Raw genomic sequence first — 15,146 nt, 5'->3', positions numbered from 1 at the left:
CGCCGACATGCCTTTAGCGCTCGTCGCCTCGCCGGCCCAGGCGGCGCGGGCGGCTGAACGCATGTTGAGAAAGCGCTACGATTTCGTGCCCCTGGAAGAGGCCAAGATGATCGTCGCGCTCGGCGGCGACGGTTTTCTCCTTCAGACGCTCCACGAGATGCTCCACCGCGAGAAATTGTGCCCCATCTTCGGCATGAACCGCGGCACGGTCGGCTTCCTGATGAACGACTGGCGGATCGACCGGCTGCGCAACCGGCTCGCCGGGGCGAAGACCTTCTCCGTCGCGCCTCTCAGGATGATCGCCACGACCGTCGCGGGCGAGACGCTCGTCAATCCGGCGATCAACGAAGTGTCGCTGCTCCGCCAGACGCGCCAGACCGCCTGGATCGAGGTTTCGGTCAGCGGAAGAGTCGTGCTGCCCGAACTGGTCTGCGACGGCGTATTGGTCGCGACTCCGGCGGGGTCCACCGCCTACAACCTCTCGGCCTACGGTCCGATCCTGCCGCTGGCGTCGAAGATGGTCGCGCTGACGCCTATCAGTCCGTTCCGCCCGCGCCGCTGGCGCGGCGCCATCATTCCCGACGATCTCAAAGTCGCGTTCCGGATCCTCGACCCGGTGAAGCGCCCGGTCTCGGCGGTCGCCGATCAACTCGAGGTCCGCGACGTCGCGACGGTCGAAGTGTCCGTCGACCGAAGCCGCGCGCTCACTCTGCTGTTCGATCCCGAACATGCTTTGGACGAGCGAATCGCCATGGAGCAGTTCGCGGTCTAAAATCCGCGCCAGGCGCTTGCCAGCCGCGAAATCAGACTGCTATAGGCGCGCTCGCCTGATGGCTGCTCCCCGGTAGCTCAGCGGTAGAGCATCCGACTGTTAATCGGATGGCCGATGGTTCGAATCCGTCCCGGGGAGCCACTTTTCACCCATATCTTCGCCATTTTCCCTGCCTCGCAAAGGCACGCTGGCGGCCATCTCGCGCTGGCATGATGCCCGTTGAAACTGCCCCCATTGTGTATACGATATACGAACGCACGAACGGGTGAGGATGGCGGAATGGGAAAATTTGCGAGGCCGCGTCACTGGCTAGGCCGTCTGGCCGCGCTTTTCCTGCTGGGCATCGGCGCGACGGGCGCCCAGGCGGAACCGTTTGCGATCGTGGGCGTGACCTTGATCGACGGCACGGGGGCGGCACCGCGCCCGGACATGACGGTCGTCGTCAGGGACGGGCGCATCAAATCTGTCGGGAAGAGCCGCGAGGCGCCAGGCGATGCGCGCATCATAGATGGGACGGGGAAATATCTGCTGCCCGGATTCATCGACAGCAACGTCCATGGCACTGTCTACGGCAATCCGAAGCGACGCGACACGTCGGTCAAATATTCGGAGCGCGGCGAGGAACTAGCGCTGGAATTCGCCCAGCGCCATCTGAAGGCCGGAGTGACCACCATCCGCGACAGCTATGGCGTGCTGGCGCCGCTTCTGGCCGTGCGTGATCGCATCGCGCGCGGCGAGACGGTGGGTTCGCGGATGCTGGTGGCCGGCAATATCGTCGGCTGGGGCGGCCCCTTCTCGCTCACTTTCTCGCTGACCGAGGAATCGGATCTGTCGCTGTTCCAGGAAAAATGGAACGATCAGGTCGCCCAGGGCGTCGGCGAGGAACTGGTCGACATGACGCCCGAGGAACTGCGCGGCGCGATGCGCGCCTATCTCGACAAGGGCGTCGACTTCATCAAATATGGCGGCACCAGCCACACGCCGCGCCCGTCGCTGATCGGCTTTTCGCCGCGCGCGCAACGGGTCATCGTCGAGGAGACGCACAAGCGCGGCAAGATCGCCGAGACCCACGCCACCACGCCGGAAGGGCTGCGCCTGGCCGTCGAGGCCGGGATCGACCTCATCCAGCATCCCGAGCTCAACAGCCGCGACCTGCCCGACGACCTCATCCGCCTGATCGTCGACAAGGACGTGCTGTGCGCCATCCGGTCCAACATGGTGACCGGCGACATACGTCGCCGCCAGATCGAGGAGCGTATGGCGGCCGAAACCGGGCTTGCAAACGCTCCGCCCGCGACGACGACGGCCGAGCGCAATCGCCGCGCCGACGCGCTGGGCGAGAGCGCCGAGATCCAGCGACGCAATGCGGAGCGTCTCATCAAGGCCGGCTGCCGCGTCACCATCGCGACCGACAATTATCTGGGCGACGCGCCGGAGTTCCGCCGCGAGGTGAAGCCGCCCGAGCAGGAGCCGGGCGAAGGGAGCCTGCGCGCGATCGAGGGGCTGGTCGAACTCGGCATGACGCCCTTGCAGGCGATCACGGCGGCGACGCGGAACGGCGCGGCCGCGGCAGGGATGGCCGACGATCTGGGCACGATCGCGCCAGGCAAGATCGCCGACCTCCTCCTGCTCGACGCCGATCCGAGCGCCGACATACGCAACATCCGTCGGCTGTCCCTGGTCATCTCGCGCGGCGAGGTGGTCGACACCGCCGCCCTTCCCGATCGCGCCATCTTCGGCGCGGCACAATGACCCACTGGAGTTTGCAATGGACGACACGCTAGCCCTCAGCCTCGAAGAGGTCCGAACGCTGGCCCACCGCGTGCTCGCGCGGCTCGGCCTGTCCGAGCGCCAGATCGGACCCGTCGCCGAGACCATCGTCGCCGGCGAGCGCGACGAATGCGGCGCTCACGGCATCTACCGGCTGCTCAGCTGCGCCCAAACCATCCGGGCGGGCAAGGTCGCGCTCGACGCCGAGCCCGCCGTCCACGACATGGCGCCGGCTCTCGTCCGCGTCGACGGCGGCGGCGGCTATGCCCAGCTCGCCTTCGAAACTGGGCGGCCGATCCTCGCCGAGAAAGCGCGGCGCTGCGGCATCGCCGCTTTGGGCCTCAACAATTGCGTCCATTTCGCCGCGCTCTGGCCCGAGGTCGAGGCGATGGCCGCGCAAGGTTTCGCCGCCTTCGCCTTCACCCCCAGCCATGCCTGGGTCGCGCCGGCCGGGGGCACGCGGCCGCTTTTCGGCACCAATCCGATCGCCTTCGGCTGGCCGCGTCCCGGCAAGCCGCCCTTCGTCTTCGACTTCGCGACCAGCGCCGTCGCGCGCGGCGAGATCGAGCTTCATCGCCGCGCCGGCAAGCCGATTCCCCTGGGCTGGGGGCTCGACCCGGAGGGCAATCCCACGACGGACGCGGCGGCCGCCATGGCCGGATCGATGCTGACTTTCGGCGGCCACAAAGGCTCGGCGCTGTCGGCGATGGTCGAGCTGATCGCGGGGCCTCTGATCGGCGACATGACCAGCGCCGAATCGCTTGCCGCGGACGACGGCGCGAAGGTCTCGCCGCTGGGCGGCGAGCTGATAATCGCCATCGACCCCAATGGCTTCCTCGGCGCCGCGGCGGCCGAACATCTCGCCCGCGCCGAGCAGATTTTCGATGGCATCACCGGCCAGGGCGCGCGGCTGCCTTCGCTCAGGCGCTACGAGGCGCGGGCGCGCAGCCTTGCCAATGGCGTGCGCGTGTCGAAGAAGCTCCACGACGATATCCTTGCCCAGCTCGACTGACATCACAACCCACCGGAGAATCGCCATGTCTCTATCCCTCAAGCCTCTCCTGGCCTTCGCATTGCTGTGGGCGGCGCCCGCCGCGGCCGAGGTCGACTATGCGGCGCAGCTCAAGGAAGGCGATGCGGTCCTGAGCGATTTCAAATTCGGCTCCGGCGAGACGATGGAGGAGCTGAGGATCCACTATCAGACGCTCGGCACGCCGACGCGCGATGCCGAGGGCCGCGTCACCAACGCCGTCATGGTCCTCCACGGCACCGGCGGCAGCGGCCGGCAGTTCCTGTCCCCCCAATTCTCGCAGGAGCTGTACGGCCCCGGCCAGCCGCTCGACATCAGCCGCTATTTCATCATCCTCCCCGACAATATCGGCCACGGAAAATCGTCCAAGCCCAGCGACGGCCTGCGGATGGAATTTCCCGAATATGATTATGACGACATGATCGAGGCGCAGCGACGAATGCTGGTCGAGGGGTTGAAGGTCGATCGGCTGCGGTTGATGATGGGCACCTCGATGGGCTGCATGCACGGCTTCATGTGGGGCGAGAAGCATCCGGACTTTGTCCAGGCGATGATGCCGATGGCGTGCCTGCCGGTCGAGATCGCGGGTCACAACCGGATGTGGCGCAAGGCCGCGATCGAGGGGATCAAGGCGGACCCGGCCTGGGCCGGCGGCAATTATGCCAGCCAGCCCGTCCAGGGCCTGCGCACCGCCGTCAGCCTGCTTCAGGTCGCCGGCTTCGCCCCGCTCTACCTGCAAAGGGAATATGGGACGCGCGACAAGGCCGACGCCTATATCGTCGAGCGCATCGCCAGGGACATACCGACCCGCGAGGCGAACGATCTCATCTACCAGCTCGCCTCGTCGCGAAACTACGATCCGTCCAAGGGGCTGGAGACGATCACAACGCCGATGACGTGGATCAATTCGAGCGACGATTTCATCAATCCCTGGGATTACGGCATCGCGGAGAAAGCGGCGGCGCGGCTCCCCGACGGCAAATATGTGCTCATCAAGGCCACCGACGAGACGCGCGGCCACGGCACCCACACCTGGGCCAGATTCTGGAAGCAGGAATTGATCGACCTGCTGGCGCGGACGGAAGGGAAATAAGCCTCCCACCGTCATCCCGGCGAAAGCCGGGATCTCTCTGTTCTTCCCGACATGAGATTCCAGCTTTCGCTGGAATGACGATATCAGGTTACGGCGTCTCGGTCGCCGAAACGTGGTTCAGGGCGATGACCCATTGGCCGTTACGCTTGCGCATCAGGCGGGTGTTGATGCCGTCCTGCGTGTTCTTCGGCCGCGCGAGGCGGTAGCGGCTGATGAGCTGCGCCGCGTCGGGCGCCAGCATCTCGATCCGTATGTCGTAGAAATGGAGCGTGCCGCGCACATCCTCCGACGCGCCGTAATCGCGGACATAATGGTCGAGCGTGCCCTGCCAGTCCTTCTGGAACTTGCCGCGCGAGACGAAGACCACGTCGGGATTGGCGAAGCCCTCCATATAGCCGGCGAAGTCGCCCCGGTTCCACGCCGCCTCCATCCTGGCGATGACCGCGCGGATCGCCGCTTTCTCGGATTCCGCATCGACGACGGGCGCGGGATCGGGTTCGGCCCCGATGGCGGGCGTGGCCAGGAGCAGGAGAGCAAGAGCGAGACGTTTCATTACGAATATTCCTCAGGCGTCGGCCGCGCGCGGCGTGAAGATGCGGACGCCGAACACGGGGCCGCAGCGATTGGGGCCGGCGGCCGGCTCGAACCGGACCATGACATGCTCCTTGGCTCCGGTGAGATCCGCCGGGATCGGATAGTCGATGGTGAAGAATTCGCCGGGCCTGTCTCCGTCCAGCCGCTGGGTGGCGATGGTGGTGCCGTCCACCTTGATGTCGAACAATTTGTTGCGCTCTTCGCCCCAATAGGTCGCCTGCAGGACGAGCGGCCCGGGCCGGACCTTCATCCGGAACTGGAGGAAGCCCTCCGCCCGGGCGTCGCGGCCGTGGCGTCCGCGATAGGTGACGGGGTAGGAGTTTTTGGAAGTGAGCTGATGGTCGCGCTCGGGCTGCATCTCGCCCAGATGCATGACGTCGACCGAACGCGCCTCCAGATCCTTGAGCCGCGCCTGCTCGGCGGTGAAGGCGACCTGCTCGACGCTCCATTGCTCGTCGGTGAAGCGGCGGAAATAGACGGCGGTGCGGCGGTCGCGCTGCGCGTAGAAGGGCGCGAACCGAAGGTCCGCCGGGCGAGCGATGCCCTCTGTACGGAACTGCTTGTCGCCGATGGATAGCGGCGTGAAGCCGTCGAGCACATTCGCGGCCACAAGAGCCGGCGCCGGCCCGTCGAACGGCTCGCTCGCGGGGCCGAGGTCGGCGGCGAGCACGACCGGGCCATGGAGCAATGCGATGGTCGAGGGGTCGTCGACGGTCGGCTCGGCTCGGAGATTCATCGGCAAATTCAGGGTGACCCGGTCGCCGTCGCGCCAAATGCGGCGGACGGTGGCGTAGCCGTCCTTCGCGGCGAGAGGTTCGGACTCGCCGTTGACCGACAGGCGCGCACCCTCGCACCAGCCGGGGACTCGCAAGGCGATTGCGAAATCGGAGGGCTGGGCGAGGTCCGCGATCGACAGCGCCACCTCTTCGCCGAAAGGATAAGCGGTTTCGAGCTCCAGCGTCGCTCCCCGCTCGCGCCAGTCGAGGCGCGAGGGGATGAACAGGTTGACGATCAAGCTGTCGCCCGACTGCCAGTAGATCGACTCGCCATGCTTGGAATGGCTCTCCATGCCGCTCCCGACGCAGCACCAGAAATCGTCGAAGTCAGACGAGAAGCTGCGGTGCGTGCCCGACATCAGCGGCACCATATAGGCGAAGCCGCCCGTCTTCGGATCCTGGTGCGCGAGCATATGGTTGATGTGCGCGCGCTCGTAATAATCGAACAGCCGCGCCTCGGGCCGCCAGGCATAGAGGTGCCGGGTCAGCTTCAGCATATTGTAGCTGTTGCAGCTCTCGCAGGTCTGCTCGGTGATATGCTTGGAGATGGTGCGCGGCTCGGTGAAATATTCGCGGTCGGCATTGCCGCCGATCACATAGCTATGGTCCCGCGTCACCGTCTCCCAGAAGAAGCGCGGCGCCGCGGCGTCGGCGGGCTTGCCGGCGAGTTCATGCAGCCGGGCGAGGCCGATTAGCTTGGGGATCTGCGTATTGGCGTGGATCCAAGGCAGCACGTCCCTGCCCTCCGCCAGCGGGTCCAGGACCTTCTTGTGCCGCAGCCGCTCGGCGAGCCGCAGCCAGCGCTCGTCGCCGGTGCGGGCGTAGAGCTCGGCGAAGCTCTCGTTGATGCCGCCATGTTCGCAATCGAGCACGGTCTGCACCTGGGCGTCGTCCAGCGCGGCGAAGACTAGGTCGATATAGCCGCCCAAGGCCGTTGCGACGCCGATCGCCTTTCGGTTCCCGCAATGGGTCTCGGCGTCGAACAGGCCGGCGAACGTTTTATGCCAATTGTAGAAGGGCACCCAGCAGCCGTTGAGGTCGAAGCCGGCGGAGCGGATGTCGCCGCGCATCAGCTCGGGAAAGAGGTGTTTTCCGTCCTCGGCTATGTCGCCGCGCTTGCGGGTGAAGCCGGCGACATAGCCGTCGCCATGCGCCGCCTGCGCCTCCGCCAGTTCCTCGATGATATAGCCGACCCGGCGCCGGCATTCCTCGTCGCCGGTCTGGGCGTGCATCAGCGACAAAGCGGTGAGATAATGGCCGAGCGTGTGCCCGGCTATCGTATCGCTCTCCCAGCCGCCATAGACCGCGCCCTTGGGCTCGAGGCCGGCGCTGGTCCGGAAATTATGGAGCAGCCGGTCGGGCTCCAGCCGATGCAGATAGGCGCGGTTCGCGTCCACGGCTTCCAGGAAGGGCGACGGCAGCAGCCGAACCCGCGACAGCGGCAGCGGACGGGCCATCGGCGTGGATACTCCTGTCATTGTCCAGCCCGAAGCGGGCATCAGCGCCGAAGCCGCGACGCCGGCGAGAAGGGTGCGGCGGCTGAGGTGCCAACAATCTTTCATGTCCGGCTTCGACGGGATGGTTGAAGTCATTATCCGCGATTCCCCTGAAAGCGTTGGATGTCGAAAGGCGCGAGATCGATGGCCGGCGCCTCGCCGGCGACCAGAGCAGCGATCACCTCGCCGGTCAGCGGCGCGAGGGTGAGGCCCAGATGCTGGTGGCCGAAGGCATAGAACAGGTTAGCGGCGCGGGACACACGGCCGATGGCGGGCAGATAATCGGGCAGCGTCGGCCGCGCACCCATCCATCTCTTCCCGGGCATATGAAAGGGAAGACCGAGGGCGCGGACGTGCGCGCGAAGCCGTGCCCATTTCCGCCGGTCGGGCGGGCTTGCGCTCTTCGCGAATTCGACGAAGCTTGCCGCGCGCAGGCCGGAGCGGAAGCGGGTGACGATCATCGACCGGTCCTCGAAAACCACGGGCGGAAGGCTCTCCGGCCATTCGCTGTGGGCGGACTGGATATGGTAGCCGCGCTCGGCGACGATCGGCACCTTGATTCCCAGCGGCGCGAGGAGCTGGCCCGACTCCACTCCCGCCGCGATGACGATGGCGTCGCTCGTAAGCGTCACTCCGCCGTCCAGCCTGATCGACGCCTTTTCGCCCGAAAGAATGATCGACTCGACCGACGCGCAGCGTTGGTCGCCGCCCAGTCTCGCGAACTCGGCGTCGAGAATCTCCGCCAGATCGCCGGGGTCGGCGATGCGGCCGGTGCCGAGGAACCGGATCGCGCCGGCGGGCGGCCTCTTCATCTGCGCTGTCAGGAGCGCGAGCTCCGCCGCGGTCGCGTCGCGGAAGGTCGCCCTGCCGGTATCGATCCGCGCCCATGAAGCACGGCCGGCGGCGGCGCTCTCAATCGTCTCCCAGACGATGAAATGACCGTCCTCGATCAGCAGTTGCGGCGCCCCGATCATTCCCGTCAGCCGGCGCCAGGAGGGCATGGCCCCCGAAAGAGCGTCCTTCAATGCCGCCTTGCCGGCCTCGAATCGCTTGGGGCGACTCGCCGCGAGCAGACGCAGCGAGAAAGGCAGCCAGGCGGCGATATCGCGCAACGGCAGCGACAAGGCGCCACCCCGCCAGTACAGACGGCGCGAAAAGCTTCGGAAGGTAGCGGCCGAGGCGAGCGGCTCGACCTGCTCGACGGCGATGTGGCCGGCATTGCCCCAGGAGGCCGCGCGGCGCACCGAGACCGGATCGATGACAAGCGTCTTGATGCCCCTCGCCTGGAGGTTCAGAGCAGTGCAAAGGCCGATCAGGCCGCCGCCGACAACCACAGCCGTTTCAGCCGATTGCTTGATTTCCGTTGGCATCATCAATCATATACCGTATACGATTATCACACGCAACGGAGGACCATCGTGAATTCGTCAAGACCGATGTGGCATGGCGTTTACCCCGCCGCCACCACCCAATTCGACGCCGACATGTCGGTGAATATCGACGCTACCCTGAAGGTCCAGACGGCGCTGGTCGACGACGGCGTCGACGGGCTGGTTCTGCTCGGCACGGTGGGCGAGAACAACTCGCTCCTCCCCGAAGAGAAGAGGGCGATCGTCAAGGCGTCGGTCGAGGCCCTCGGCAATCGCGTTCCGATCATCACCGGCGTCTCCGAACTCAGCACGGATCGCGCCGTCCAATATGCACGGGATGCGGAAGCGCTCGGCGTGACCGCTTTGATGGTGCTCCCCGCCATGGTCTATGTGCCGACCGCGGACGAGCTTTTCGCGCATTTCAAGGCGGTGGCCGAGGCGACGTCGCTGCCGATCATGCTGTACAACAACCCGCCCGCTTATCGAGTGTCGATCGGCTTCGACACGCTCGATCGGCTGGCCGAAATTCCCAACATCGTGGCGATCAAGGAGAGCGCGCCGGATTCGCGCCGCTTCACCGACGTCATCAATCGCTATGGCGACCGCTTCACTCTGATGGCGGGGCTCGACGACGTCGCGCTGGAAGGGCTCCTGCTCGGCGCGACCGGATGGATATCGGGCCTGACCAGCGCCTTCCCGCCTGAATCGGTGGCGCTGATCGAAGCCTTCGAGCGCGGCGATCTGGAGGAAGCCCGCGCCATCTACCGCTGGTTCATGCCTTTGCTCCACCTCGACGCCGACCCCGACCTCGTCCAGGCGATCAAGCTCTCCGAGCAGGTGATGGGCCGCGGCTCCGAGCGCGTCCGCATGCCGCGCCTGCCCCTCACCGGCCAGCGCCGCGCCGACGTCATCGCGATGGTCGAGAAATGCGCCGCGACCCGGCCGACCCTCCGGGCGGAAGCGGCCTGAGCGCCGATGCGGCATACCTTTTTCTGCATCGACGGCCATACCGCCGGCAACCCCGTCCGCCTGGTGGCGGGCGGGGCTCCCCTGCTCAAGGGGTCCAGCATGGCGGAACGGCGGCAGGACTTCCTGGCCCGCTTCGACTGGATCAGGACGGGCCTTTGCTTCGAACCGCGCGGACATGACATGATGTCCGGCGGTTTTCTCTATCCGCCGACCCGCGACGATGCCGATTGCGGCATCCTGTTCATCGAGACCAGCGGCTGCCTGCCGATGTGCGGCCACGGCACGATCGGCATCGTGACCTTCGGCCTCGAACACGGCCTCATCACCCCGCGCACCCCGGGCAAGCTTCGGATCGAGGTGCCGGCGGGCATGATCGACATCGACTACACGGCCGAGGGCGACAAGGTGACGGCGGTGAAAATCCGCAACGTGCCGGCCTATCTCGCTAGGACGGGGATCGCGATCGACGTGCCGGGCTTCGGCCCGCTCACGCTCGATGTCTCCTATGGCGGCAATTATTACGCGATTATCGAGCCGCAGGGCCCCTATACGAGTCTCGACGACCTCGGCGCCGCGCGCATCATCGAGCTCAGCCGTACCATCCGCGAACTGGTCCGCGCCGCCTACGAGCCGGTCCATCCCGTCGAGCCGACGATCCACGGCGTCAGCCACGTCCTGTGGGCCGACAAGCCCCGCGGCGACGGCGCCGACGGCCGCAACGCCGTCTTCTACGGCGAGCGCGCGATCGACCGCAGCCCCTGCGGCACCGGCACCTCGGCGCGCCTTGCCCATCTCCATGCGACCGGACGGCTCAAGGTCGGCGACAGCTTCGTCCACGAATCCTATATCGGCAGCCGCTTCATCGGCCGAGTCGAGGAGGAAACGACATTGGGCGGCCGGCCCGCCGTCGTCCCGTCGATCGAAGGCTCCGCCATCGCGACAGGGTTCAACACCATCTGGATAGACCGCGCCGACCCATTCTGGGCCGGCTTCACGGTCGTTTGAGGATAATATGACCGAGACCATCACCCTCTCCCACCACGTCGCCGGCCGCGCCGTTGCCGGCAGCGCCGCGTTCGAGCAGCGCAACCCCGCCGTCGCCGACGACCTGCGCATCGAAGGCCCTGAAGCAGACGCCGCGCTGGTCGCCGAGGCGGTCACCGCCGCCCGCGCCGCCGTGACTGCGATTGAGGCCGCCGGCATCGAGGCCCGCGCCGATGCGCTTGCCCGCATCGGCCGCGCGCTCATGGCCGACGCCGACCGGCTCGGCCTGCTCATCGCCCGCGAGACCGGCAAGACCCTGGGCGACTCCAAGGGAGAGGTGATGCGCGCCGCCCGGATATTCGATTTCTTCGCCGGCGAGACATTGCGCAACGTCGGCGAGCGCTTCGCGTCCACTCGCCCGGGCGCGACGGTGGAGGTCGAATACGCCGCGGTCGGCGTCGTCGCCGCGATCACGCCCTGGAACTTCCCGATCGCCATTCCGGCCTGGAAGATCGCGCCCGCCCTCGCCTTCGGCAATGCGGTCGTGTGGAAGCCATCCGAAATCTCTTCGGCCACCGGCGACGCCCTGATGGCGATCATCGCCGCCTCCGGCCTCCCCGCCGGAAGCGTCAACATGCTGCTCGGCGCCGGCGGCGCGGGCAAGGCGTTGAGCGAGGCCGACGGCATCGACGCGATCAGCTTCACCGGATCGGTCGCGACCGGCGACCGCGTCCGCCTCTCCGCCCGGCGCAACGTCCGGGTCCAGCTTGAAATGGGCGGCGTCAACGGCCTCATCGTCCTCGCCGACGCCGATCTCGACAATGCCGTCGACTGCGCGGTGAACGGCGCCTTCTTCGCCGCCGGCCAGCGCTGCACCGCGACGTCGCGCATCATCGTCGATAATGGCATCGCCGACCGCTTCGTCGAAGCGGTGCGCGCGAAAGTCGCCACGCTGAAAATCGGCGATCCCCGCGACCCCGCGACCCAGATCGGCCCCCTCGCGGCGCCGCGCCAGAAAGAGCTCATCGCCCGCCAGGTGGGCGATGTCGAAGCCACCGGCGCCCGTCCCCTGTTCGGCGGCAGTGAAGCGGCGATGGAGCAATGCTTCTATGCGCCGACCCTGTTCGACCATGTTGCCACTTCGGACGCGCTCGGCCAGGAGGAGATTTTCGGCCCCGTCGCCGGCATCTTCCGGGTGGACGGGTTCGACGCCGCGATCGAGGCGCTGAACGGCAACCGCTTCGGTCTCTCCGCCGGCATCTGCACGCGTTCTTTGCTCCACGCCGAGGAGTTCAAGCGCCGCGCTCGCGCCGGAATGCTGATGGTGAACCTGCCCACCGCGGGTGTCGATTATCACGCGCCGTTCGGCGGCACCGCCGCTTCGAGCCTCGGGCCGCGCGAACAGGGCCGGGCTGCCCGTACATTTTATACGATTATGAAGACAAGCTACCAGAAACCGCTATGATCCGCGCATGAGCAGCATCATCGTCCGCAACCTTGCCGACCAGCTCGTCGAGCTGGTGCGGGATCGCATCCTCAGCGGCGAGGTTCCACCAGACCTTCCAATTCGCCAGGATGCCCTGGCGACGGAGCTGGGGGTGAGCAAGATCCCGCTGCGCGAGGCGCTGACGCGGCTGGAGCAGGAAGGGCTGCTCCGCTCGCAGGCCAATCGCGGTTTCTTCGTGCGTTCGCTCAGCACCGGGGAAGCGGAAGAGGTCTATGCCCTGCGGCTGAAGCTGGAGCCCGAGGCCGCCGCCCGCGCCTCGGTCTGCGCGAATGCCGACCAGCAGCGTATCGCCACCCAGACGCTGGAAACGCTGGACCGGATCACCGACGCGCATGGCGCGGGCGTCGGCGCTTCCAACCGCGCCTTTCACCTGGCGCTCATCCAGCCGTGCGGGCAGCCGATCACCTTCAACATCCTCGAACGGCTCCAGGTTCTCTCGGAGCGCTATGTCCGCAAGCATCTCGAGCCGCTCGGCCGCGACGAACGCGCCAACGAGGAGCATCGCACCCTGCTGGAAACCTGGCTCGCGCGCGACGGCGAGGGCGTCGCCACGCTGATGCGCGCGCATATCGGCCAGACCCTGGACGATTTGCGCCGGCAGCTCGGAACGGATCGATAGACCCGAGCCGGAATACCGGCCGCTTTTCAAACCAAGAGAGGAAATTCGAGTGGCGCAAAGCATATTTGGCCCGCGCAAGCCGATCGGCGGCGACGGGGCGCATGAGCAGGATCGAACCCTGCGCAAGACGCTGAGCTGGCCGCACTTGGTCGCGCTCGGCGTGGGGGCGATCGTGGGCACCGGCATCTACACCTTGACCGGCGTCGGCGCGGACCGCGCCGGACCCGCCGTCATCCTCGCCTTCGCCATCGCCGGCGCGGTCTGCGCCTGCGCCGCGCTCGCTTATGCCGAGCTCGCCACCATGATCCCGACCTCGGGCAGCGCCTATACCTATACCTATTCGGTGCTGGGCGAGACATTGGGCTGGATCGTCGGCTGGAGCCTGATCCTCGAATATTCGGTGGCGTGCAGCGCGGTCGCGGTCGGCTGGTCCGCCTATCTGGTCGGCTGGCTCGAGGCGGCGGGGATACATCTTCCACCCCTGTTGCTGGTGGGGCCCCATGAAGGCGGCATCGTCAACCTTCCGGCCGTGCTGGTGGCGCTAACCATCGCCGGGATGCTGATGGCCGGAACGCGCGAGAGCGCCACCTTCAACATCCTCCTCGTCTTCATCAAGCTGGCTGCGCTCGCCGTATTCGTGGCGCTCACGCTCCCGGCCTTCGACTCCGCCAATCTCTCGCCCTTCATGCCTTACGGCTTCGGCAGCGTCGTCCAGGACGGCGAGACGCGCGGCGTGATGGCGGCGGCGGCGATCGTCTTCTTCGCCTTCTACGGTTTCGACGCGGTCGCGACGTCCGCCGAAGAAGCCAAGAATCCCGGACGCGACCTCAAGATCGGCATCATCGGTTCGATGCTGACGGCGACCACCATCTACATGCTCGTCGCCTTCGGCGCGATCGGCGCGATCAGCTACACGGTGCTGGCCGATTCCGCCGAGCCGCTCGCCTTCGTACTGCGCGCGCTCGACCATCCGTTCGCGGCGTCGGCGGTGGCGCTTGCCGCCATCGTGGCCCTGCCCTCGGTCATCCTGGTGATGATGTACGGCCAGAGCCGCATCTTCTTCGTGATGTCGCGCGACGGCCTGTTGCCGCGCTGGGCGAGCAAGGTGTCGCCGCGCACGGGCTCGCCGGTGCTCATCACGGGGCTGACGGGCGTGTTCGTGGCGGCCTTCGCGGGCTTCTTCACGATCGGCGACCTGGCCGAGCTCGCCAATGCCGGCACATTGCTCGCCTTCATCGCGGTCGGCGCCTGCCTGATGATCCTGAGGAAGACCCGGCCCGAACTGCCGCGCGTGTTCCGCTGCCCGCAGCCTTATGTGGTCGGAACCCTCGCCATCCTCGGCTGCGCCTATCTGATGATCAGCCTGCCGGAGATCACCCTGGTCCGCTTCCTCATCTGGAACGCGATCGGCCTGGTCGTCTACCTGCTCTACGGCCGGACGCGGAGCATGCTCACCCGGGACATATTGTCCGTCGAACGCTCGTGAGGCGGAAGGGGGCGGCCGCGGCCGCCCCCTGCGAGACGACAAGCTGAAAACGACTGCGCCGGGCCTGAAAAGGTCGATGTCCATTCCTGCCTTAGGCGACGCTCGATTCCCACGTGAGTAAGCAGGTGAGTGCAACGACCAGACGGCTGTTTTTGCTGGGAGCTTCGGCGCTCCTATCGTCGTGCTCGCCGCCCGACATCGACATCTCCGTCGAGAAAGTTGGAGGACGGTTGCTCATCAGGACTGGGGCATCCTATTCGGCGGCGAGGAAGCCCCCTGCGTTCGCGAGGTTGGCCTGCATGAACCGGAAACTTACGCCCGAGATAGGGCTGCATGGCTTATCGAGGCCAAAGGCGACGTTCAGTGTCTTGATCTCGCGTCAGTGGCTGTTGGTGACGTGCCAAAGGGTTGGCAGGAAAGTCGTCCCGCTATCGGCGATTAGCGGTCGGACCTACACAGTTAGGGTGAACGGCATCGGCTGGGGCGAAACCAATGTCAGATTCTGACACCTGAGCCGTCGTCGAGAACGTCCGCTTTCCACCCGTTGCGGACATTTTGCGTCGGCTGCGGCGCAATGTCCGAAAACGACCCATTGCGGACATCGCGCGACCATGTGAAACGTCCGCGATGGATGAAGAAGAGCGCGGCTACACCCCTGATGAGATAGAGCGCGGGGAAGA

General features: G+C 66.5%; 13 protein-coding genes and 1 tRNA gene. 10 read left to right on the top strand and 4 right to left on the bottom strand.

The features are described from left to right. Positions 1 to 7 precede the first annotated feature (7 nt). The 5 genes from ACFQRC_RS00070 to ACFQRC_RS00050 all read left to right on the top strand — a co-directional run bounded on the left by ACFQRC_RS00070 (position 8) and on the right by ACFQRC_RS00050 (position 4,665). Positions 8 to 772 carry an NAD kinase gene (locus tag ACFQRC_RS00070; protein ID WP_379956482.1) on the top strand — a complete coding sequence of 255 codons (765 nt, stop codon included), beginning with the start codon at positions 8 to 10 and terminating at the stop codon, positions 770 to 772. A 66-nt stretch (positions 773 to 838) separates the two neighbouring features. After that, a tRNA-Asn gene (locus ACFQRC_RS00065) sits at positions 839 to 913 on the top strand. 138 nt (positions 914 to 1,051) lie between these two features. Then, positions 1,052 to 2,524 carry an amidohydrolase family protein gene (locus tag ACFQRC_RS00060; protein ID WP_379956480.1) on the top strand — a complete coding sequence of 491 codons (1,473 nt, stop codon included), beginning with the start codon at positions 1,052 to 1,054 and terminating at the stop codon, positions 2,522 to 2,524. Between the two features lie 16 nt (positions 2,525 to 2,540). Further along, positions 2,541 to 3,554: an Ldh family oxidoreductase gene (locus tag ACFQRC_RS00055; protein WP_379956478.1), complete on the top strand. Its 1,014-nt coding sequence runs from the start codon at positions 2,541 to 2,543 to the stop codon at positions 3,552 to 3,554. Between the two features lie 25 nt (positions 3,555 to 3,579). Then, positions 3,580 to 4,665 (top strand): alpha/beta fold hydrolase, encoded by a 1,086-nt coding sequence (locus ACFQRC_RS00050; protein WP_379956476.1) that lies wholly within the window; start codon positions 3,580 to 3,582, stop codon positions 4,663 to 4,665. 88 nt (positions 4,666 to 4,753) lie between these two features. Here ACFQRC_RS00050 and ACFQRC_RS00045 read toward each other — a convergent pair whose 3' ends face one another. The 3 genes from ACFQRC_RS00045 to ACFQRC_RS00035 are packed head-to-tail and all read right to left on the bottom strand — an operon-like array spanning position 4,754 to position 8,904. Then, positions 4,754 to 5,218, bottom strand: a complete 465-nt coding sequence (locus ACFQRC_RS00045) for a YybH family protein (protein WP_379956474.1) — start codon at positions 5,216 to 5,218, stop codon at positions 4,754 to 4,756. A 12-nt stretch (positions 5,219 to 5,230) separates the two neighbouring features. After that, on the bottom strand, positions 5,231 to 7,627 hold the full coding sequence (locus ACFQRC_RS00040; RefSeq protein ID WP_379956472.1) for a beta-L-arabinofuranosidase domain-containing protein: 2,397 nt from the start codon (positions 7,625 to 7,627) through the stop codon (positions 5,231 to 5,233). After that, a complete protein-coding gene (locus ACFQRC_RS00035) occupies positions 7,627 to 8,904 on the bottom strand; it encodes an NAD(P)/FAD-dependent oxidoreductase (RefSeq protein WP_379956470.1) in 1,278 nt (425 codons plus the stop codon). Before ACFQRC_RS00035 ends, ACFQRC_RS00040 begins: the two co-directional genes overlap by 1 nt. Positions 8,905 to 8,967: 63 nt before the next feature. Between ACFQRC_RS00035 and ACFQRC_RS00030 the strand changes: the two genes are divergently transcribed. Genes ACFQRC_RS00030 through ACFQRC_RS00010 form a run of 5 tightly spaced genes read left to right on the top strand, consistent with a single transcriptional unit; the run spans position 8,968 to position 14,466 of the window. After that, positions 8,968 to 9,870, top strand: coding sequence for a dihydrodipicolinate synthase family protein (locus ACFQRC_RS00030; RefSeq protein ID WP_379960357.1), 903 nt, complete (start codon positions 8,968 to 8,970; stop codon positions 9,868 to 9,870). Positions 9,871 to 9,876: 6 nt separating this feature from the next. Next, positions 9,877 to 10,875 (top strand): 4-hydroxyproline epimerase, encoded by a 999-nt coding sequence (locus ACFQRC_RS00025; protein ID WP_379956468.1) that lies wholly within the window; start codon positions 9,877 to 9,879, stop codon positions 10,873 to 10,875. A 7-nt stretch (positions 10,876 to 10,882) separates the two neighbouring features. Further along, on the top strand, positions 10,883 to 12,319 hold the full coding sequence (locus ACFQRC_RS00020) for an aldehyde dehydrogenase family protein (protein WP_379956466.1): 1,437 nt from the start codon (positions 10,883 to 10,885) through the stop codon (positions 12,317 to 12,319). Positions 12,320 to 12,326: 7 nt separating this feature from the next. Further along, positions 12,327 to 12,980, top strand: a complete 654-nt coding sequence (locus tag ACFQRC_RS00015; protein ID WP_379956464.1) for a GntR family transcriptional regulator — start codon at positions 12,327 to 12,329, stop codon at positions 12,978 to 12,980. A 49-nt stretch (positions 12,981 to 13,029) separates the two neighbouring features. Then, entirely contained in the window at positions 13,030 to 14,466 is a 1,437-nt protein-coding gene (locus tag ACFQRC_RS00010; RefSeq protein ID WP_379956462.1) for an amino acid permease, read from the top strand. Between the two features lie 495 nt (positions 14,467 to 14,961). On the opposite strand, the gene ACFQRC_RS00005 is transcribed toward ACFQRC_RS00010, so the two are convergent. After that, positions 14,962 to 15,146: hypothetical protein (locus ACFQRC_RS00005; RefSeq protein WP_379956460.1), on the bottom strand; the 185-nt coding region annotated here is incomplete at its 5' end.

Source organism: Enterovirga sp. GCM10030262, assembly GCF_042666435.1.
GTDB lineage: Bacteria > Pseudomonadota > Alphaproteobacteria > Sphingomonadales > Sphingomonadaceae > Allosphingosinicella.
This window is presented reverse-complemented; position numbering and strand designations above follow the sequence as displayed.

Coding starts and splice junctions, on each gene's coding strand:
- ACFQRC_RS00070 (WP_379956482.1), top strand. CDS start 8: ATGCCTTTAGCGCTCGTCGCCTCGCCGGCCCAGGCGGCGCGGGCGGCT.
- ACFQRC_RS00060 (WP_379956480.1), top strand. CDS start 1,052: ATGGGAAAATTTGCGAGGCCGCGTCACTGGCTAGGCCGTCTGGCCGCG.
- ACFQRC_RS00055 (WP_379956478.1), top strand. CDS start 2,541: ATGGACGACACGCTAGCCCTCAGCCTCGAAGAGGTCCGAACGCTGGCC.
- ACFQRC_RS00050 (WP_379956476.1), top strand. CDS start 3,580: ATGTCTCTATCCCTCAAGCCTCTCCTGGCCTTCGCATTGCTGTGGGCG.
- ACFQRC_RS00045 (WP_379956474.1), bottom strand. CDS start 5,218: ATGAAACGTCTCGCTCTTGCTCTCCTGCTCCTGGCCACGCCCGCCATC.
- ACFQRC_RS00040 (WP_379956472.1), bottom strand. CDS start 7,627: ATGACTTCAACCATCCCGTCGAAGCCGGACATGAAAGATTGTTGGCAC.
- ACFQRC_RS00035 (WP_379956470.1), bottom strand. CDS start 8,904: ATGATGCCAACGGAAATCAAGCAATCGGCTGAAACGGCTGTGGTTGTC.
- ACFQRC_RS00030 (WP_379960357.1), top strand. CDS start 8,968: ATGTGGCATGGCGTTTACCCCGCCGCCACCACCCAATTCGACGCCGAC.
- ACFQRC_RS00025 (WP_379956468.1), top strand. CDS start 9,877: ATGCGGCATACCTTTTTCTGCATCGACGGCCATACCGCCGGCAACCCC.
- ACFQRC_RS00020 (WP_379956466.1), top strand. CDS start 10,883: ATGACCGAGACCATCACCCTCTCCCACCACGTCGCCGGCCGCGCCGTT.
- ACFQRC_RS00015 (WP_379956464.1), top strand. CDS start 12,327: ATGAGCAGCATCATCGTCCGCAACCTTGCCGACCAGCTCGTCGAGCTG.